We start from the raw sequence: 19,584 nt of genomic DNA on the forward strand, positions 1-19,584 counted from the left end.
ATATAAAAAGAAGAGGTAATGCAGGGCTACCCTACAATAGGCTGCATGAATATACCCCTCTCAAAGCTAAGTCCATTCCTCTTATTAATGGGTGTCGTAGCCTGCTCTCAAACTGCTCCTAAACCCCCTGGGTCAACTACTTTTTCTCCTTACAGCCCGCAGCAGATTCAGGAATTTAATAAACAGCCTCTTTCTCCGGTGGAGGGTCCGTTTGGCCCGGTGGATCGGCAGGCAGAAGATCTTCGTCTGGCTAAAGAACGCGCATTAGATTCAAAATTTTATAATCAACCAAAAGGCGAAGAAGAGGCTGAGGCAATCGAAACACAATCAGCTGATCCCTACCAGGCTACAAAACCACTTTTAACCTTCTAAGCAAGAATAAGTTCTGGCATTGAATTGAATTGCAATAGTGCTTGAGCTTCTTGAGGTGTAGCATTTAGCCATGCGCTAAATAGCTCGGAACGTAATGGAACCACGGTACGTTTTTCATCTTCAGGTTTATGCATACGCTGCATGACTGGATGGTCAGCAGCATTAATTGTGAGCATGGAAAAAGAAACAATCAGTTCACCAGTCTCTGGTTCAGTCCAAGTATCCCAAATTGAAGCTATGGCCATTGGTTCTTGATTGGCTTGCTTGATGGTAGAACGTACTGCTTTGCCTGACTCATAACAAGGCTCATAAAAAGCATCTGCTAAAGCTAGGGCGTAATGCCGCTTAACCCAAGCATGTTTATATGAGGGTTTTTCAGCTACTGTTTCTGCTCTGGCGTTATAGGTCTTTCTACCAAATGTTTCCTCTTTGGCCCAAGATGGTAGTAGGCCAAAGCGTGCCAAACCAATGGCAGTTCGGTCGGTATTGTGGCTTTTGAGAATGATCGGCCCAGAGTAAGTCGGAAAGATATCGTGGGCGTTAGATGCGGGCAGATCAAGGTCAAAATGGGATTTAACCCAATCTACGTTGGTAGTCGTGAGGTATTGAACACACATGGCTTGATTTTACTGCTGCTTATGACGATTTATTGAATGCCTACTGGTAAAATTGAGGTCAAATTTTAGAAAGATCTATTCCTAATGAAACCTTTTACTTCGATATCCAATTCAATAGTAGTCCGCTTTATTGCTGCTGGCTTATTCTCTGCTGCCCTGATGGGTGGTGCTCATGCGCAACAAAGTGGTTTACCAATTAATGCTGCGGCATCAGTTAATGGCGTGATTATTACTAATGACATGGTTGAACAAGGTATTAAGGCTGCCATTTCTCAAGGACAAAAGGATTCTCCAGAATTGCGCAAAGTGGTGATAGAAAAGTTTATTGAGGTGCTCTTGCTTTCACAGCAAGCTGAGAAAGATGGTCTAGCAAATTCTGAGAGAGCTAACACGCAATTAGCCATGATTCGCCAAAATTATTTAGCAGATCTTGAGCTATCTACTTATATGTCAAAAAATCCCATCACTGATGCAGATGTCCAGGCTGAATACAACAAAGAGCTTGCCTCTTTGGGTCCGCAAGGCATGATTGTGGAGTACAAGGTGAGTGATATTGCAGTAGCTAGCGAAGCCGATGCTCAAGCAGCGTTGGCCCGTATCAAGAAAGGCGAGGCATTCGATAAGGTTGCCAAGAGCGTTTCTTTGGCGCCAAACAAGGTACAGGGTGGTGCCGTAGGCTGGATTCAGCCTGGTCAGATAGCCCCGCAATTGTCTTCAGTGTTGATTTCTCTTGCAAAGGGTCAGGTTTCACCAGCGCCAGTTCAGGTGCAACAAGGTTGGTACTTAATTAAGTTGGAAGATAAAAAATCAACCAAACCACCTTCATTTGAACAAGCAAAGCAAGCTATTCGTTCTGGGATGATGCAAAGAAAGCAATTTGAGTTCTTGAGTCAGATTGCAAAAGACGCCAAGATCGTAGTGCAGTAAAAATAGATAAAAGCAGCTGTAGTTGGATAAAAGGACTCCTCGGAGTCCTTTTTATTTACGCTCTAATGTAATAAAGCTGAAGGTAATGTCACCTTCCGAGCCGGGAGTGCGCTCAACCTCTTTCCAAGCGGATAGATTGGGTACTTCGAAAAAGGTGTCGCCACCCTCAATATCTAAATCGATTTCAGTAATGTAAAGACGATCGGCCTTATCAAAGGCTTGCTTAAAAAGTTGTTCACCACCAATGACAAAGACACGCTCAAACTCGCTTAAGCTATTCAAGGCTTCATCTAACGATCCAACTAACTCGCCGCCGGTTGCGACGTAGTTAGTATTGCGGCTCACTACGATATTGCGACGACCAGGCAGAGGGCGTCCAATCGATTCCCAGGTCTTGCGTCCCATGATGACTGGATGACCCATAGTGACACGCTTGAAGAACTGTAAATCAGCCGAGATCTTCCAAGGCATTTGATTATCACGACCAATGACGTAATTACGTGAGCGCGCAACAATCATAGAGATAGCAGGTTGAGTCATAAGTACGATTCTTAAATGGCTACAGGAGCTTTAATATGGGGATGGGATTCATAGCCAACAATTTCGAAGTCTTCAAACTCGTAATCAAAAATTGAATCTGGCTTACGTAAAATATTGAGTTTAGGCAATGGTAAGAAGTCTCTAGAGAGCTGTAGATCAACTTGTTCTAGATGGTTGCTATATAAGTGGCAATCACCACCTGTCCAAATAAAATCACCAACCTCTAGATTGCATTGTTGCGCCATCATATGGGTGAGCAAGGCATAGCTAGCGATATTGAATGGTACGCCCAAGAAAATATCAGCGCTGCGTTGATAGAGTTGGCATGATAATTTTCCATCGGCTACATAAAACTGGAAGAATGCGTGGCAAGGCGCTAAAGCCATGCGCGGAATATCTGCTACGTTCCATGCGGAAACAATGATGCGGCGTGAGTCTGGATTCTTCTTAATAGTCTCTACTACTTCGGAGATTTGATCGATATGCTGACCGTTTGGTGCGGGCCATGAGCGCCACTGATAGCCGTAGATAGGGCCTAAATCACCATCAGGCGCAGCCCATTCATTCCAGATGGAGACACCACGATCTTTGAGCCAATTATTGTCCGTGCTACCTTTGAGAAACCAGAGTAATTCGTAAATGATGGATTTGAGGTGCAGTTTTTTAGTGGTCACCATCGGAAAGCCGTCAGCCAAGTTAAAGCGCATCTGGTGCCCAAATACGGAGACCGTGCCAGTTCCAGTCCTATCAGACTTTTGAACCCCCTTGGCGAGGACTTCCTTCATGAGATCGTGATATTGACGCATATATATTGGCTAAAAGTGGTTATGTATTAACAAACTAAGGATAGCTTACTCGAATGTGGGCGACTTTACTCCCAGTACCTTGTGAAGCTTAGGGGACGTGGTCGTATATTGGAGTTGAATCTGCTTTTCGGGGTTCAGATACTCGGCAGCTGCAAAAGCGGCTAAGGCAGCCTCATGAAATCCAGAAAGAATCAGTTTTTTCTTGCCCGAGTAGACATTGATATCGCCAACGGCATAAATTCCTGGGATGCTAGTTTCAAATTTTGCGGTATCAACACAAATTTGTTTGCGATCGATATCCAGGCCCCACTCTGCAATCGGCCCTAATTTAGGAGAGAGTCCATAAAATACCAAAAGGTCGTCTAAGGGGATTTGCTTCGATTCACCATCAATATTCGTGAAAGTGATCTCAGTAAGTAATTCATCTTGCGCTGTATAAGCAGTTACTTGCCCGATGAGAAGTTGCATTTGATTCTGGGCGCAAAGCTCACGCATTTTGGCAATCGATTTTGGAGCTGCTTTGAATTCATCGCGTCGATGAATTAAGGTGACACTAGCAGCAATTTCAGAAAAATGAATTGCCCAATCCAAGGCGGCATCCCCACCACCGCAAATTACAATTTTTTGGTTTGCAAATTGCTCAGGATTTTTGACGTGATAGAAGACTTGCTGATTGACATAGGCATCAATGCCTTCAAGGTTCATAGTGCGAGGCTGGAAGGCCCCTACACCCGCAGCGATAAAAACTGTTTTGCTAATGAAGTGCTTATCTAGTGAGGTGCCAATCAGAAAGCGGCCATCAGCTTGACGCTCTAGCTTGCTCACCTCTTGACCCAAATGAAATTGGGCGCCAAATGGCTCAATTTGCTTTAGTAAATTATTGGTGAGTTCACGTCCAGTGCACACTGGAATTGCGGGAATGTCATAGATAGGTTTGTCTGGGTAAAGTTCGATGCATTGACCGCCCACTGCTGGCAGTGAATCAATGACATGAGCTTTAATTTCTAGCAGGCCTAATTCAAAAACCTGAAAGAGGCCCACTGGACCGGCGCCAATAATAAGGGCATCGGTTTCTATGGGTGAGTGCGACACGAACTGAATGGATTAGAAAATTACTTTACTAGCTGATCAAGTTTGCTCTTAACGTCTTTCCACTCATCAGCATCTGGAAGTGCTGCTTTAGACTTTGTAATCGAAGTCCAGGAAGGGGAGAGGTCAGCATTGAGCTTGATGAATGCTTGTTGATCGCCGGGTACATCGTCTTCGGCATAAATCGCATTTACTGGGCACTCTGGTACGCAAACTGCACAGTCAATGCACTCATCCGGGTCGATGACTAAAAAATTAGGACCTTCACGAAAGCAGTCAACAGGACAAACATCAACACAGTCGGTGTATTTGCAACGGATACAAGCTTCGGTAACAACGTAAGTCATGGCGGTTTTGTTCAAGAGCCCCAAAAAGCCGGGTGCTAAGTTATAAAACCTCGATTTTAGCCGAAATAGCCTATTTTTCAGGCGAAAGGGTTAATTTACTTGAGGTAAAGTTCCCACTATGAATACACAAGCCAGCAAGCAAAAACCCAAAATTCTCGTGGCAAGAGCCATTTTTCCGGAGGCTTTGGCCAAGCTGGAGGAGTCTTTCGAGGTTCGCTCTAATCAAGGGGATCGGATTTTTAGTCCCGAAGAGTTGCAAAAAGAACTCTCCGGTGTTGTAGGGGCTTTAGTCGCAGGCAGCGAAAGAATTGATGCTCAAGCCCTTGCTCATGCCAAAGATCTCAAGGTGGTGGCCAATATCTCTGTGGGGTACAACAATTTTGATGTACCAGCAATCACTGCAGCTGGCGTGATGGCTACCAATACTCCGGATGTATTAACAGACACCACAGCGGATTTTGGTTTTGCTTTGTTGATGGCAACAGCAAGACGCATCACCGAATCGGAACATTGGGTGCGTGCAGGCCAATGGGATAAGTGGTCAATTGTGAACAACCCACTTGGTATGGATTTACATCACAGCACCGTGGGTATTATTGGTATGGGCCGTATTGGTCAGGGCATTGCTAAGCGTGCTTTAGGTTTTGGTATGAATGTTATTTATCACAATCGCAGTCATTTATCAGAAGCTGATGAAAAGGCTTGTGGCGCAAAGTACGTTTCTAAAGAAGAATTACTTCGCACTGCCGATCATGTGGTTTTGGTTTTGCCATACAGCGCTGAGAGTCACCATACGATTGGCGCCAAAGAAATCGCTTTCATGAAACCGACTGCAACCCTCATAAACATTGCCCGTGGCGGTATTGTGGATGATGCGGCTTTGGCCCAAGCGCTGCAAGAGAAAAGAATTTTTGCTGCTGGCCTTGATGTATTTGAGGGTGAGCCAAAAGTGCATCCAGAGTTGCTTAAATTAAGCAACGTTGTGCTTGCTCCACACATTGCTAGTGCTACAGAAAAAACGCGTAGAGCAATGGTAGATTTAGCTGTAGATAATTTACGTGCAGCACTTGAGGGAAAAAAACCGCCTAGCCTCATTAATGCGGAAGTGCTTAAGTCTTAGTAAAGCCAATCAAATTCATAAAGTAGTTGTAGTAGAAAAAAATAAAGCCAAGTCATGCTTGGCTTTATTGCTTGAAGCAATGCTTCGAATCAATATTGGCTATTCAGCGTCAATTTCTTCTGTAAGCTCGCGCATTGCTAATTCAATACCACCGAATTTTCCAGCAACCCAGTTATACACTTTGCAGGCAATCCATAGCAATCCAAAGCCTAGCAGGGCATTGAGAATGAGTGCGGAAAGTACAGTAAATCCTGGAATAGCCCCATCACGAATAAAGGCTACGAATAGCGCCAGTAAAACAATGGGTACCGAGAAGCAGAGGTAAACCAAAACTAAAGTTTTGGCGGTGTGCATTGGGTCGAGAAAGACGAGTTCTTTTTTGGTGAGTTTCATGATGACGCAATCTTAAAGCAGTCCATCAAAAAGCGCTATATCTACCCAGTCTCCAGCGGCAATATTTCCCTGGTCGTGACCAAGAATCACAAAGCAATTAGCCTCACTCATAGAGCGCAAAATTCCGGCGCCTTGGCTGCCAGTCAGTCTGACCGAAGGCTTACCATCAGCTCCTCGTCCCAAGATGGCGCGCTGAAACTCGGTGCGACCTGGTTTTTTCCGGATTGGTGCCTCGGCTATTGCTTGGGTCAATGGAGGTTCGGTTTGATTTGCGCCGTTCAGTTGCAAAAGAGCTGCGCGGACAAATTGATAGAAGGTCACCATCACTGCCACTGGATTTCCTGGCAAACCAAAGAAGAGGGTTTTGCGAGCAGGTGATTTTCCAGCCACTGGCTTGAGGACTCCAAAGGCCATGGGGCGTCCGGGACGCATCGCAATTTTCCAAAAACCGACATCGCCTAGTTCTTGCATGATCTGTTTTGTGAAATCCGCCTCACCTACAGATACGCCACCAGAAGAAATAAGTACATCTGATTTACTGGCTGCTGCAATAAAGGCTTGCTTCAAAGAGGCGGGGTCATCGCGCACAATGCCGCAGTCAATGATGTCTAGATTGAGTCGATTTAGTAGGCCAGTCAGACTATAGCGATTGCTGTCATAAATGCTACCTGCATCTAAGGGTTCACCCAGAGTGCGTAATTCATCGCCTGACGAAAGGATGGCTACTTTAAGCCTGCGCTTAACTGGTAGGGATGCAATACCGAGTGATGCGGCTAGACCCAGATCGGAAGGACGTAGCAAGCGACCGGCTGAAATGGCAGGCTTGCCTTGTTGCAGATCTTCACCACGTAAGCGCCTGTTCTCACCAAGTTTTAATTGATCCTGCTTGAATTCAATTGCGAGATCATCTTTGCTAGTTGTAAATTCTTGTGGAATGACCGTATCGCATCCAACCGGCATGACCGCACCGGTCATGATCTTGAGGCACTCTCCTAGTCCAACACTGCCTTCATAAGGCTTGCCTGCAAATGCAGTACCAATAATCTTTAGTGAGATAGTTGGGTAACTCGTATCGAGGCATTTGCCATCAAATGCATAGCCATCCATAGCGGAGTTGTCTGCAGCGGGAACATCGATTGGTGAAAGAAGATCTTTTGCTAGGATTCGATTGATTGCTTGATCTAGCGCCACAGTTTCAATGTCGGCAGGATCATTAATGGCTGCAGATTCAGCAATGAGGTCATCTACCAACTCGGCAATAGCCTTACGTGCATCATTCACATGGAGTGAGGAAGTCATCAGGATGGGCTGGTTTGGTGAATGGTTCATGCTGATACCGCTTCTAGTGACTTGAGTTCTTCGGGGGTATTCACGTTGGCAAAAACCAAAGGATCATTAAAGATCACTGTACCGCTGCGTAACTCTTTAAACCAGCGATCTATTTTCAGATCACCCTTCAGTAGAAAGTGGGTAAGAGAGTCTAGTAAGTTTGCGCGCATCAAACAAAATACAGGCTGAGCCCATACCTTGCCATCTACCTCCTTGCTAGAGGCATAGACCAATTGAAAATCACCACGCTCCATCTCAGCACTCATTAGCTCCGCGAGATTGTTGGGAAGCAAGGGTGAGTCACAAGGAGAAGTAAGAAGGAGGGGAGTTTTGCATGCCTTCAGACCAACAGAGAAGCCAGCCAAGGGGCCTGAGAAGTCTGGAGTTTCATCCATGATCACGGGGTATCCATAGCTCGCATACTTTGTAATATTGCGGTTGGCATTAATGATGATGGACTGAGTTTGAGGCTTGAGCTTTGCAATGGCTGACTCTATCAATGGCTTGTCATGGAAAGGAATTAATCCTTTATCAATGCCGCCCATTCGTTGTGCGCGCCCACCTGCGAGAATGAGCCCAGTGATGTCTTTACTTGAAATCATTAGCCACCAATGTAAGACATTTCAACCTTGCGATTGCCGGAGGCTAGATTCGCAGTATGAGAACCACGAATTTCTGAATAGTGATCTTCGCGAGTCGACCAAGTATTCATTACGGCATTAGCAATTTCTAAATCTGATTTGCCAGAGCGTAATAGAGTTTTGAAATCAAAACCTTCGTTGGCAAAAAGGCAGAGGTACATTTGCCCATCGGTAGAAATGCGCGCCCTTGTACATTCATGGCAAAAGGTTTGAGTAACACTAGAGATCACTCCAATTTCACCTGAGCCATCAACGTAACGCCAGCGCTGTGCAACTTCACCGGTGTAATTAGCCTCAATGGTTTCCAATGGAAAGACTTCATTAATGCGGGCAATCACTTCTTTGGAGGGCAGGACTTGCTCCATATTCCAACCATTGGAGCTACCCACATCCATAAATTCAATAAAGCGCAGAATGACACTGCTACCTTTAAAGTGTTTTGCCATCGCTACGATCTCATGATCGTTGGTACCTTTTTTGACGACCATGTTCACTTTGATGTTTTGGAAGCCAACCTCTTGCGCTGCTTTAATACCGTCAAGCACATCAGCGACTGGAAAATCAACATCATTCATTTTTTTGAATATCGCGTCATCTAGTCCATCGAGGCTTACCGTTAATCGTTGTAGGCCTGCTGCTTTTAAGGCAGCCGCTTTTTTACGCAGAATGCTACCGTTGGTTGTTAGTGTCAGATCAAGCGCCTTACCTTCGGATGTCTGAATCTTTGCCAGCATCTCAATCAACACTTCTAAGTTCTTGCGAAGCAAAGGCTCGCCACCAGTTAACCTAATTTTTTCAACGCCTAATGTGGCGAAGATAGAGGTGAGGCGAGTGATTTCTTCAAAGCTGAGTAATTCTTTATGAGCAAGATAGGGATAGTTTTGATCGAATACTTCTTTGGGCATGCAATAAGTGCAACGGAAATTGCAGCGATCCGTTACGGAGATACGGAGATCTCTTAGGGCGCGCCCCCGAGTATCTTTGGTATGACCATGAGGCGTGACAAGTTGCGAGCCAATAGAAGGCGCTAGGCCTCTGCCTTCATCAATGCGGATCGGGATTACTTTTGGGTTTACTTTTTCAACCATGATCTCAATTATGGCTGTGAAACGGGGTTTCTGCCAAACCGCCAAATATCCTTTTGGGATAAATGGCAGTCTGGAGAAAAGCTTGAATAAGCGTTAAACCGTTTTTTCTTGGCCGCCGGTTTCCACTAAAACCATTGGACCTTCAGGAATACTTGCTGCAGGCTTAGGTGTTCTACCTAAGTTTTGGATACTAGGTTCACCCTGTATCTGGCTTTGTGCTTCAGCGTGCTTGGAAGAGTCGGTGGCAACCCAAATCATGCCAGCTGATTGCACAACGCTATGCAAAGGCGTTTCTTCAAGTGCCTGGAAGGCAACTTTAGGAAGTTCCGGCGCAGGCTTAGCAATCACTTCTAACTTAGCAGCTGCAGCAACTGGTGCTGGAGCAGATGCTGGAGCTGAAGTCGGAGCCGGAGCCGGAGCAGAATTTTGTGCAGGGCGATTCGATTGACGTGGAGCACGTGGTGCGCGCTCTGGTCTTTCTTGCTTCTCTGTAACGGGTTTTGCATTGCCAAAGCTATTAGCAAGGTTTTGCATTGGCATAGTGGCAGATGTACCAGCCATCCCTACGGGAGGGCCTGCAAATGGACTTGCTGATGGAGTAGCGGAAACAGCAGTTGCTGCATCACCATTCTCTGTACGCTCACCACGTTGACCGCGACCACGACCACGACGGTTGCGACCACGACCACGACGCTCTTCACCATCAGCACTCGGAGTTGCTTCGCCAGCAGGAGCCGCTTCAGTTGCAGGGGTTGCTGCTGCTGGATTAGCTTGACGCTCTGGCTTTGGACCATTCTGGTTACGATTGCCGTTGCGGTTGTTACGGCTACGATTGTTATTAGTGCCTTCTGCTGGAGTGCCATCGGCCGCAGTTGCTGCTGGGCGCTCTGTACGCTCACCGCGACGATTACGGCCACGATTGCGATCATTACCATTGCGGCCTTGATTGCGACCACGTGGGTTACTTGGCGCAGGCTTTTCTTCAACAGCAGGAGATGAACCAAAAAGGCTCTTAATAAATCCAAAGAAACCACCAGAGCTCTCTGCTTTGACTGTTTCAGTACGGGCAGGACGAGGTTGGCTAATTGGTGCAGGTTGTGTTGGAGTGATGCCTTTAACGGCAGCTTCTGGACGCACTTTGACATCAGCGTCTTTTTTGCTAACGGTTGTGTCTGTTTCCAATTCGCGAGCAGCTTCTTCTGCCATGACATAGCTAGCCTTTTGATCATCAAGACGTGGATCATCATGACGCAAACGCTCTAGTTTGTAATGTGGAGTTTCTAAATGCTTGTTTGGAACCATCAAGACATTGACTTTGAAGCGAGTTTCAATCTTGATTACTTCAGCACGTTTTTCATTCAATAGGAACGCAGCCACTTCGACTGGTACCTGTGTATGAATCGCTGCTGTGTTTTCCTTCATTGCTTCTTCTTGGATGATGCGCAGAACTTGCAATGCAGAAGATTCAGTGTCGCGAATGTGGCCTGTGCCGTTGCAACGTGGGCAGGTTACATGGCTACCTTCAGATAATGCTGGACGCAAGCGTTGACGTGACATTTCCATCAGGCCAAACTTGGAGATCTTACCCATCTGTACACGAGCGCGGTCATGGCGCAAAGCATCGCGCAAGCGATTCTCAACATCCTTCTGAGCCTTGCTGGATTCCATATCGATGAAGTCGATCACGATCAAGCCACCCAAGTCACGTAAACGTGCTTGACGGGCGATTTCATCCGCAGCTTCTAAGTTTGTACGAGTAGCTGTTTCTTCAATATCAGAACCACGAGTTGCGCGAGCTGAGTTCACGTCAACTGAAACTAAAGCTTCGGTGTGGTCGATCACGATTGCGCCGCCTGATGGCAGTGGCACAGTACGTGAGTACGCAGTTTCGATTTGATGTTCAATCTGGAAACGAGAGAACAACGGCACGTCATCTTGATAGCGCTTCACGCGTGGCAAGTTGTCCGGCATGACTACCGACATAAATGCGGCAGCTTGTTCGTAGATGTCATCAGTATCGATGAGGATCTCGCCAATATCAGGCTGGAAGTAATCACGAATAGCGCGAATCACTAGGCTAGATTCGAGGTAAATCAATAGTGGAGCAGAGTTGCCTTTAGCAGCCTCATCAATCGCTTTCCACAACTGCATGAGGTAACTTAAGTCCCATTGCAATTCTGTAGCGTCACGACCAATACCAGCTGTACGAGCAATGATGCTCATGCCATCTGCTACTTCTAGTTGAGCCATCGCTTCGCGGAGTTCTTGGCGGTCTTCACCTTCAATACGGCGAGAAACACCACCTCCACGTGGGTTATTTGGCATTAAGACCAAATAGCGGCCTGCCAAGGAAATAAAGGAGGTGAGTGCAGCACCTTTTTGGCCGCGCTCTTCTTTTTCTACTTGAACAATGATTTCCTGACCTTCGCGCAAGGCATCCTTAATGGAAGCGTTGCGGACGTCGATTCCTTCTTTAAAGTAGCTGCGGGCTACTTCCTTGAATGGCAAAAAGCCATGACGTTCTTCGCCGTAATTGACAAAGCAGGCCTCAAGGGAAGGTTCAATTCGGGTAATGACACCTTTGTAAATATTGCCTTTGCGTTGTTCGCGACCGGCGGCTTCGATATCGATATCAATCAGTTTTTGACCATCAACGATGGCAACTCGCAACTCTTCTTGTTGAGTTGCATTAAACAACATGCGTTTCATATAACACTCTCCTATGGGGGAGGGCGTCGTTGCGCGCTGCGTTAGGGGACAAGTTAGATGCCGCTTGGGACTAAGCCTAAGGCGGTATATGAGTGTGGATCATGCAAATCTAGGCATTTTTTGCCTAGTTCACCCAGTTAACGGTTGGTTAAATCGGTGCCACACTTGACGATCGCCGCAGAGACCTCCTTTAGGTCATCAATGCAGGCGCGCGCCTAAAAAACTGTCTTCTAATCGCGGGTCGCGGCATACGGCACACCAACCCTGCGCCTCATTACAACGGGGGAGGGGCAACCCCGGGAGTCTTTTAAAGGGCGACTCCAAGCTCCACGATTCAAACCTGACTTCAGGCTCGTCTCGGGCCAATAAATTGGCTAGAGCGTTGATTATACGGCACAAGTTGCGTGACAATGGGGTATTGTTGAGTCCCTTGTCATCCCTCGCTGGGGTCACAAGAGAGATAAATCATGAAATCCGAACCCATTTCCAAGCCTTCTACGGTAAAAACGCCCTCTACCTCAGTGCCCGCTGCGGTGCGCCTTCAGACCATTGGTCCGGAAGAGGCTGGCCAGCGTTTGGATAACTATTTACTGCGCTGGGCTAAAGGAGTCCCTAAAAGCCACGTTTACCGAATTATTCGTTCAGGAGAGGTCCGGGTCAATAAAAAGCGGGCTGAGCCAACAACGCGCCTCATTGAGGGTGATGTGGTGCGCTTACCGCCGGTTCGAATTGCCGAGCCTGCCCAAATTGCTGCTGTTAATAGTGCTCAAACCAAATCCCGGGCGCATGGCTATTCCGACAAAATGCCTATCCTTTTTGAGGATGAGGCACTCTTAATTGTGAATAAGCCAGCCGGTTTGGCTGTTCATGGCGGATCAGGTATTGCCCTTGGGGTCATTGAGACCTTGCGCATTACCCGTCCAGAACTCAACTTTCTGGAATTGGTACATCGCTTAGATCGCGATACCTCTGGAGTATTGCTCTTGGCTAAAAAGCGCAGTGCTTTAGTAGAGTTACATCGTCAAATCCGCGAGGGTCAAACTGACAAGCGTTACTTCTTACTCGCGCATGGTGAAATCGTTCAGGGCGCACAAACCATGCAACTAAAGTACCCGTTGCATAAATATCTACTGCCCAATGGTGAGCGTCGCGTTCGCGTTGACCCAGATGGTTTACCAAGCCATACCGCTTTGCGAGTCACTAAAACATTGAAGCGTGAAGATGCCACCATTACTTTGGCTGAGGCTCAACTCAAGACAGGACGTACCCATCAGATCCGGGTGCACTTGCTAAAGCTGGGCCACGCAATTTTGGGCGATGATAAATACGGCTTTGAAGATTTAGATAAGGCGATTAAATCAAAACGCCTTTATCTGCATGCGCATCTAGCTGGTTTTACGCATCCCCGAACCGGTGAAAAGATGCGTATTGAGTCACCATTGCCCCCAGAATTTACCGCCATGATGAAAACTTTTGAGCAGTAAGAATAAGAATTCAGAAGAATGCCGCATACAAATAAATCAAATCGACCTTATGACCTCATTGTTTGGGATTGGGATGGAACCATTATGGATTCCACACCAACGATCGTGCATTGCATTCAGCAAGCGTGCCGCGATTTAGGTTTTAAGGCGCCCGATGATACCTTGGCCAGTTCAGTGATTGGCTTGGGTATTCAGGACTCATTAAGAAGAGCGGTGCCTTGGGTTGAGCCAATTCATTTTCAAAAACTCACAGAACGTTTTCGCTATCACTACTTAGCAAAAGACCATGAGCTTGATTTGTTTGTCGGCATCCGTGAGCTCTTGCAAGAATTACATGATCAGCAGTATTTACTGGGCGTTGCTACGGGCAAGTCCCGTGTGGGTTTAGACCGCTCACTCAAGCATCATCAAATTGGCCATCTTTTTCATGAGACCCGAACTGCCGATGAATCTTTCTCTAAGCCTCATCCGGGAATGTTGCTGGAGTTATCGGATGTGATGCAGGTGCCGACACGCCGTATGTTGATGATTGGCGATACGACGCATGATCTAGATATGGCAGCCAATGCTGGTGTTGATGCGGTAGCTGTTACCTATGGGGCTCATCCCCCGAGCACTCTAAAGGAGTCACCATCATTAGTGCATGTAGATGATGTTGTGCAGCTTTCGCAGTGGCTTAAAAATAATGTGTAATTTCATAATTGAATGAGTTAATTAGTAAGTAAATTAGCAAGACTGAGGAATTTAAAAGATGGAAAACAATCCAAACCCAAACTGGGAACGTCAAGCGCTTGAACATCTTCTCTTGGAGAATTTAAAAGAGACTCGCAAAGCCCGTCGCTGGAAAGCGGTATTACGAGTACTTACATTGCTAGTCATCGTGGGCGCACTTCTTTCGATATTTGATTTTCATCTACCAGGCAAGGGCATGGGGGTTGAAAAGCATACGGCCTTAGTGACGCTCGAAGGTGAAATTTCCTCTAGCTCAATGGCCAATGCAATGGATATCAATTCCTCTTTATTAGCAGCTTTTGAGAATGAGCAAAGCGCTGGTGTTGTATTGCGCATTAACAGTCCCGGCGGCTCTCCAGTTCAGGCAGGGATCATTAATGATGAGATTCATCGCTTACGTAAATTACATCCTAAAAAACCATTTTATGTAGTGGTTGAAGATATTTGCGCTTCAGGTGGTTACTACGTTGCAGTAGCGGCCGATCAAATCCTGGTTGATAAAGCCAGCTTGGTTGGGTCTATTGGCGTAATCATGGAGGGCTTTGGTTTTACGGGTTTGATGGATAAGCTAGGCGTTACTCGTCGCATGATTACCTCAGGCTCTAATAAAGGCATGATGGATCCATTTAGCAAAGAGAATCCCAAGCAAGTTGAAATGGTGAAGACCATGATTGATGAGATTCATCAGCAATTTATTACGGTAGTGAAAGAGGGGCGCGGGGATCGCTTAAAAGATGTGCCGGATTTATTCTCTGGGCGTATTTGGAATGGTGAGCAGGCTGTGAAGATCGGCTTAGCAGATGGTTATGGCACGGTTGAATCGGTTGCGCGCGATATTTTTAAGGCGCCGGATATTCTGGACTACACCATGAAAGAAAACTTTGCTGAGCGTGTTGCCAAACGCTTTGGTGCTGAGGCTGGAGCGGCTGCCGGTAAAGCTCTGGTAAAGACCCCAGATCTAAAGTAAAACGAAGGCGCTAAAGATCTAGGCCAATAGTAGAAATACTGTTGGCCTATTTTGTAATGGGGCGCAGGCAGCTTTATTCGGATAGCGTTTACGCCAATCCGCAATCGATAGGGTTGTGATCATTTCTGATGGCAGGCTGAGATCTACTCCAAGACAGAGCAAGCTTTGTGGCGCCAATGAATTGAGACAAGCCATCAACATCGCAGTATTGCGATATGGAGTCTCAATCCAAATTTGGGTTTGTTGTAATTTGCGAGACTCCACTTCGAGTTGTTTGAGTTTGGCGGTTCGCTCATGAGCATCATTTGGAAGATAGCCCTGAAAAGCAAAGCGTTGGCCATTCAGTCCGCTAGCCATTAGCCCCAGCAAAATCGAGCTTGGGCCCACAAGTGGCCTTACTGTGGCGCCTAGCTTATGTGCTGCTAACACTAACTCTGCACCTGGATCCGCCACCCCTGGTACGCCTGCCTCCGACATTAAACCCATGTCATTTCCAGCAAGTAAGGGCTTGAGTAAATCTGCAGGTTTTACCGAGTCACCATACTTAGCATTGCGAGCTGCTCCACGCCATTCACTCATTTGCATTTCTTGGATGGTGCATGCCAATGGTGACACAGCATCAATGGCTTTTAAGAGGGCGCGCGCTGTTTTAGCGTCTTCCACAATCCAATGTTTTAGCTTGGCGGATTGCGTAATAGTTTCGGATGGCAGTACCCAAGGTAATTGCTCTACACGACCATCGTCACCCAATGTGTTGGGAACTAAATACAGAGTACCGAGCTTAGTCATGAATTACTTTTTGTTTTAAGTTTTAGATGGAATCGCAAAACCTGCATCACGCAGCAGGCCTGTCAATGCAATCAGCGGCAAACCAATTAAAGCAGTTGGGTCATCACTTTTAATCGACTCTAGGAGGCTGATGCCTAGACCTTCAGACTTAGCGCTGCCGGCACAATCGTATGGCTCTTCAGCAAGTAAGTAGGCCTCTAAAACACTGTCAGATAGTTTACGAAAGGTCACTTCAGTGGGAACGCATAAAGTAGTTTGGGTATCGCCCTTCATTAGGCATAGAGCAGTTTGGAAAATGACTGTTTGACCGCGCATGAGTTGCAACTGAGCAAGAGCCCTTTCAAAATTACCAGGCTTTCCAATAGCTGCGCCACAGAGGTCCGCAACTTGATCGGAGCCAATCACCCAGGTATGAGGATGTTCTTTAGCAACGGCTGCTGCTTTTGCGTGCGCAAGGCGTAATGCCAATTCGAGCGTGCTCTCACCGGTGAGTGGCGTCTCATCCACTTTAGGTGAGATCACTTCAAAAGGAATGCGCAGACGCTCTAAAAGTTCACGGCGATATTTCGACGTAGATGCCAAGATGAGACTTGGGTTTTGAGGCGAGCTGCTTGAGATACTCATGGTGTTCTGCACTTTCGGGCTGGCATTCATTTAGACTAATGCTATGAATCGTAATCAAGTTTTACCTCAAGTCGAACTATCTGCTGAACCTAGTGCTTTGAAGAGGGTGGATTTTTGCGCCCCCCAATCCTATAAAGGGACTGGTTTTTTAAGCATCCCAGATATGCCCAGGGTGGCCCAGGAGGCTTCAGCCATTAATGCAGGGGATGGCTTTGATTGGTCGGTTCAAACCCACTTTGAAGATGCTCCTGGCAGTGATCCACATCAAATTCTGGAATTAGGTCTGAAAGGCCGTTTGCACCTGGTTTGCCAGCGTTGTTTGCAGGATTGCGCCGTAGATTTGGATGAAAACCGTCGATTTTTGCTGGTTACTACTGATGAGGAGGCCGATTCGTACCCCTTAGAGGACGAAGAGCAAGAACCGTTGGTCGTTACCCAGCATTTCAACCTACTGGAAACCATTGAGGATGAGATTTTGTTGTCCTTACCCTTGATTCCAAAGCACCCAGAGGGATTTTGCGAACCCCATGCTTCCACCTTTGGGGATGAGGCGGATGAAGATGCCCCAAATGAGCGGGAAAATCCCTTTAACATATTGAAAAATATGAAGAAAAACTGAAATCAGAGGTTTGATTTCTATTGTTGTTTTGAGGACGTTTTGTCAATAAATCAAGCATTTAGGCGCTTTTCCATGTTAGAATGTCGCCTTGCTTAGGAGTTCAATATGGCCGTTCAACAAAATAAAAAATCACCTTCCAAACGTGGCATGCACCGTGCGCACGACTTTTTGACCGCACCTGCTACGGCTGTTGAAGCCACGACTGGTGAGGCTCATTTGCGCCACCACATTTCACCAAATGGCTACTATCGTGGTCGTAAAGTTGTTAAAACTAAAAACGACTAATTTTTTAGTCTAAACAGATAGAAGCGGCTCCAGTTAAAGCCGCTTTTTTCTTGGATAAATCACTTGCAGCAATCAATGAGCTTATGAGCGTTACTCTCGCTATTGATGCCATGGGCGGAGATCATGGAGTCGTCGTGACGGTTCCCGCTGCCTGCGATTTCCTGGAGAAACACGCGGATGTGAGGATCACTCTCGTTGGCGATCCCGATTTAATCAAACAAGTGTTGAGTAAATCTCCTAAAGCTCCCATGGAGCGCATTCAAATTATTCCCGCTAGTGAAGTTGTCTTGATGGATGACCCCATCGAGGTTGCTTTGCGCCGTAAAAAAGATTCCTCTATGCGCATTGCCATTGAGCAAGTTAAAGAGGGCGCTGCTGATGCAGTGATCTCTTCTGGCAATACCGGCGCGCTCATGGCGATCTCTCGCTACATTCTGAAGACACTTGAGGGTGTTGATCGTCCCGCAATTGCAACTGCCATCCCTAATGAATTAGGACGTGGCACAACTATGCTGGATCTTGGCGCAAATGCTGATTGTGAGCCGATGCATTTAGTGCAGTTTGCACAAATGGCCAATGTCATGGTGCAAGTAGTCGACGGTAACCCAAACCCCTCAATCGGCTTGCTAAATATTGGCGAAGAAGTGATTAAAGGTAATGAGGTTGTTAAGCAAACGAGTGAGTTGCTGCGCAAAACCTCTTTAAACTTTTACGGCAACGTAGAAGGTAATGATATCTTTAAAGGCACAACCGACATTGTGGTGTGTGATGGTTTTGTTGGTAATGTGGTGTTAAAAGCTAGCGAAGGTTTAGCAAAAATGATGAGTGGTTTGATTCGCGAAGAATTTAATCGCTCATTGCTCACTAAGCTGATGGCAATCTGCGCTATGGTGCCCTTATTGCGTGTTCGTAAGCGTGTTGATCATCGTCGCTATAACGGTGCAGTATTGTTAGGTTTGCGTGGTTGCGTGATTAAGAGTCATGGATCCGCCGATCGATTTGCATTTGGCTTTGCATTGGACCGTGCTTATGAAGCTGCTAAGAACCGTATGGTAGAGCGCATTGCTGCAGCCTTTGTGGTGGAGACAAAAGAATGAGTATTTTTGCAAGAGTCGCAGGAACCGGTAGCTATCTTCCAGAGCTGCGCTTAACCAATCAAGATTTAGTGGATCGACTTGCTAAAACTGGCTTAGAGACTAGTGATGAATGGATTAAAACGCGCAGCGGTATTTCTGCACGCCACTTTGCCGCTGAAAATGAGCTTACTAGTGATCTCGCAGTAAAGGCCGCTCAAGCAGCATTAGATTCTGCGGGGATTACTTCAGAAGACTTAGATCTGATTATTTTGGCCACCTCTACACCTGATCATTTGGGCGGCTTTCCAAGTACTGCTTGCGTAGTACAGGACAAATTAGGTGCGCATACTGCTTGTGCCGCGTTTGATGTTCAGGCAGTTTGTGCTGGCTTTACTTATGCGCTCGCCATTGCCGATGCTTTTATTCGTTCTGGTACATACAAAAAAGTTTTAGTCATTGGCGCAGAAACATTCTCCCGGATTCTGAATTTTCAAGACCGTGGTACCTGCGTTTTGTTTGGTGATGGTGCTGGAGCAGTTGTGCTCGAGGCCTCTAAAGAGGCTGGCATTTTATCTACGGCATTGCATGCAGATGGAAGCCAGCGCGATATCTTATGTGTCCCTGGGCGCGCTGGTAACGGTGAAGTTCATGGCTCCCCATTTATGACGATGGACGGTCAAGCGGTATTTAAATTGGCAGTTAAGGTTTTGGAGCAAGTGGCTCACGAAGCGCTTGAAAAAGCCAATCTCAAGCCGGAGCAAATCGACTGGTTGGTTCCGCATCAGGCAAACATTCGCATCATGGAGGGTACAGCCAAGAAGATGGGTATGTCCATGGATAAAGTCATTGTTACCGTGCATGAGCATGGCAATACCTCGGCTGCATCGATTCCATTAGCCCTCGATGCGGGTGTACGTTCTGGTCAAATTCAACGTGGTCAGTATCTTTTATTAGAAGGTGTTGGCGGCGGCTTCGCTTGGGGTGCGGTTGCCCTCAAGTATTAATGCGTAATATAAGTATTCTTATTTAT

At 46.6% G+C, this 19,584-nt stretch carries 22 protein-coding genes; 10 read left to right on the forward strand and 12 right to left on the reverse strand.

Annotated features, from left to right (window positions below):
- Positions 1 to 45: 45 nt before the first annotated feature.
- Positions 46 to 372, forward strand: a complete 327-nt coding sequence (locus tag AOC20_RS02035) for a hypothetical protein (RefSeq protein ID WP_251373129.1) — start codon at positions 46 to 48, stop codon at positions 370 to 372.
- Here AOC20_RS02035 and AOC20_RS02040 read toward each other — a convergent pair.
- On the reverse strand, positions 369 to 989 hold the full coding sequence (locus tag AOC20_RS02040) for an SOS response-associated peptidase (RefSeq protein ID WP_215361027.1): 621 nt from the start codon (positions 987 to 989) through the stop codon (positions 369 to 371). The two genes, AOC20_RS02035 and AOC20_RS02040, sit on opposite strands and share 4 nt — an antisense overlap.
- A gap of 84 nt (positions 990 to 1,073) precedes the next feature.
- Between AOC20_RS02040 and AOC20_RS02045 the strand changes: the two genes are divergently transcribed.
- Complete coding sequence (locus tag AOC20_RS02045) at positions 1,074 to 1,916, forward strand: foldase protein PrsA (protein WP_251373130.1); 843 nt, start codon at positions 1,074 to 1,076, stop codon at positions 1,914 to 1,916.
- Between the two features lie 51 nt (positions 1,917 to 1,967).
- On the opposite strand, the gene AOC20_RS02050 is transcribed toward AOC20_RS02045, so the two are convergent.
- From AOC20_RS02050 to fdxA, 4 genes are read right to left on the reverse strand one after another with little or no spacing between them, the layout of a single operon-like run.
- Positions 1,968 to 2,456 carry a dihydrofolate reductase gene (locus AOC20_RS02050; protein ID WP_215361029.1) on the reverse strand — a complete coding sequence of 163 codons (489 nt, stop codon included), beginning with the start codon at positions 2,454 to 2,456 and terminating at the stop codon, positions 1,968 to 1,970.
- A gap of 11 nt (positions 2,457 to 2,467) precedes the next feature.
- Positions 2,468 to 3,262, reverse strand: a complete 795-nt coding sequence (locus AOC20_RS02055; protein ID WP_215361031.1) for a thymidylate synthase — start codon at positions 3,260 to 3,262, stop codon at positions 2,468 to 2,470.
- Positions 3,263 to 3,307: 45 nt separating this feature from the next.
- Entirely contained in the window at positions 3,308 to 4,354 is a 1,047-nt protein-coding gene (locus AOC20_RS02060; RefSeq protein WP_215361032.1) for an NAD(P)/FAD-dependent oxidoreductase, read from the reverse strand.
- Between the two features lie 20 nt (positions 4,355 to 4,374).
- A complete protein-coding gene (gene fdxA / locus AOC20_RS02065; RefSeq protein WP_215361033.1) occupies positions 4,375 to 4,698 on the reverse strand; it encodes a ferredoxin FdxA in 324 nt (107 codons plus the stop codon).
- Positions 4,699 to 4,816: 118 nt separating this feature from the next.
- Here fdxA and AOC20_RS02070 point away from each other — a divergent pair, with 118 nt between their 5' ends.
- The gene (locus tag AOC20_RS02070; RefSeq protein ID WP_215361038.1) at positions 4,817 to 5,818 is read left to right on the forward strand and encodes a 2-hydroxyacid dehydrogenase; all 1,002 of its coding nucleotides are present in this window, start codon (positions 4,817 to 4,819) and stop codon (positions 5,816 to 5,818) included.
- A 99-nt stretch (positions 5,819 to 5,917) separates the two neighbouring features.
- On the opposite strand, the gene AOC20_RS02075 is transcribed toward AOC20_RS02070, so the two are convergent.
- The 5 genes from AOC20_RS02075 to AOC20_RS02095 all read right to left on the reverse strand — a co-directional run bounded on the left by AOC20_RS02075 (position 5,918) and on the right by AOC20_RS02095 (position 11,978).
- Positions 5,918 to 6,211 (reverse strand): hypothetical protein, encoded by a 294-nt coding sequence (locus AOC20_RS02075; RefSeq protein ID WP_215361039.1) that lies wholly within the window; start codon positions 6,209 to 6,211, stop codon positions 5,918 to 5,920.
- 12 nt (positions 6,212 to 6,223) lie between these two features.
- The gene (gene moeA / locus AOC20_RS02080; protein WP_251373131.1) at positions 6,224 to 7,540 is read right to left on the reverse strand and encodes a molybdopterin molybdotransferase MoeA; all 1,317 of its coding nucleotides are present in this window, start codon (positions 7,538 to 7,540) and stop codon (positions 6,224 to 6,226) included.
- Entirely contained in the window at positions 7,537 to 8,142 is a 606-nt protein-coding gene (mobA, locus tag AOC20_RS02085; protein WP_215361040.1) for a molybdenum cofactor guanylyltransferase MobA, read from the reverse strand. The genes moeA and mobA overlap by 4 nt, the downstream gene beginning before the upstream one ends.
- Positions 8,142 to 9,269 (reverse strand): GTP 3',8-cyclase MoaA, encoded by a 1,128-nt coding sequence (gene moaA, locus AOC20_RS02090; protein ID WP_215361041.1) that lies wholly within the window; start codon positions 9,267 to 9,269, stop codon positions 8,142 to 8,144. Before moaA ends, mobA begins: the two co-directional genes overlap by 1 nt.
- A 93-nt stretch (positions 9,270 to 9,362) precedes the next feature.
- Complete coding sequence (locus AOC20_RS02095) at positions 9,363 to 11,978, reverse strand: Rne/Rng family ribonuclease (RefSeq protein WP_215361044.1); 2,616 nt, start codon at positions 11,976 to 11,978, stop codon at positions 9,363 to 9,365.
- Between the two features lie 467 nt (positions 11,979 to 12,445).
- On the opposite strand from AOC20_RS02095, the gene AOC20_RS02100 reads away from it, so the two are divergent.
- From AOC20_RS02100 to AOC20_RS02110, 3 genes are read left to right on the forward strand one after another with little or no spacing between them, the layout of a single operon-like run.
- Positions 12,446 to 13,462, forward strand: coding sequence for an RluA family pseudouridine synthase (locus tag AOC20_RS02100; protein ID WP_215361046.1), 1,017 nt, complete (start codon positions 12,446 to 12,448; stop codon positions 13,460 to 13,462).
- 18 nt (positions 13,463 to 13,480) lie between these two features.
- On the forward strand, positions 13,481 to 14,155 hold the full coding sequence (locus AOC20_RS02105; protein WP_215361048.1) for an HAD-IA family hydrolase: 675 nt from the start codon (positions 13,481 to 13,483) through the stop codon (positions 14,153 to 14,155).
- A gap of 58 nt (positions 14,156 to 14,213) precedes the next feature.
- Positions 14,214 to 15,161 (forward strand): S49 family peptidase, encoded by a 948-nt coding sequence (locus tag AOC20_RS02110; RefSeq protein ID WP_215361053.1) that lies wholly within the window; start codon positions 14,214 to 14,216, stop codon positions 15,159 to 15,161.
- A gap of 18 nt (positions 15,162 to 15,179) precedes the next feature.
- On the opposite strand, the gene AOC20_RS02115 is transcribed toward AOC20_RS02110, so the two are convergent.
- Both AOC20_RS02115 and AOC20_RS02120 read right to left on the reverse strand, forming a co-directional pair.
- Entirely contained in the window at positions 15,180 to 15,950 is a 771-nt protein-coding gene (locus AOC20_RS02115) for an SAM-dependent methyltransferase (RefSeq protein ID WP_215361055.1), read from the reverse strand.
- Positions 15,951 to 15,965: 15 nt separating this feature from the next.
- Positions 15,966 to 16,604 (reverse strand): Maf family nucleotide pyrophosphatase, encoded by a 639-nt coding sequence (locus AOC20_RS02120; protein WP_433915461.1) that lies wholly within the window; start codon positions 16,602 to 16,604, stop codon positions 15,966 to 15,968.
- A gap of 13 nt (positions 16,605 to 16,617) precedes the next feature.
- Between AOC20_RS02120 and AOC20_RS02125 the strand changes: the two genes are divergently transcribed.
- The 4 genes from AOC20_RS02125 to AOC20_RS02140 all read left to right on the forward strand — a co-directional run bounded on the left by AOC20_RS02125 (position 16,618) and on the right by AOC20_RS02140 (position 19,558).
- The gene (locus AOC20_RS02125; RefSeq protein ID WP_215361057.1) at positions 16,618 to 17,193 is read left to right on the forward strand and encodes a YceD family protein; all 576 of its coding nucleotides are present in this window, start codon (positions 16,618 to 16,620) and stop codon (positions 17,191 to 17,193) included.
- A gap of 105 nt (positions 17,194 to 17,298) precedes the next feature.
- Positions 17,299 to 17,478, forward strand: coding sequence for a 50S ribosomal protein L32 (gene rpmF, locus AOC20_RS02130; RefSeq protein ID WP_011902241.1), 180 nt, complete (start codon positions 17,299 to 17,301; stop codon positions 17,476 to 17,478).
- Positions 17,479 to 17,561: 83 nt separating this feature from the next.
- Positions 17,562 to 18,575, forward strand: coding sequence for a phosphate acyltransferase PlsX (gene plsX / locus AOC20_RS02135; RefSeq protein WP_215361072.1), 1,014 nt, complete (start codon positions 17,562 to 17,564; stop codon positions 18,573 to 18,575).
- Complete coding sequence (locus AOC20_RS02140) at positions 18,572 to 19,558, forward strand: beta-ketoacyl-ACP synthase III (RefSeq protein WP_215361074.1); 987 nt, start codon at positions 18,572 to 18,574, stop codon at positions 19,556 to 19,558. The genes plsX and AOC20_RS02140 overlap by 4 nt, the downstream gene beginning before the upstream one ends.
- Positions 19,559 to 19,584 lie beyond the last annotated feature (26 nt).

This window comes from Polynucleobacter ibericus (genome assembly GCF_018687955.1).
GTDB lineage: Bacteria > Pseudomonadota > Gammaproteobacteria > Burkholderiales > Burkholderiaceae > Polynucleobacter > Polynucleobacter ibericus.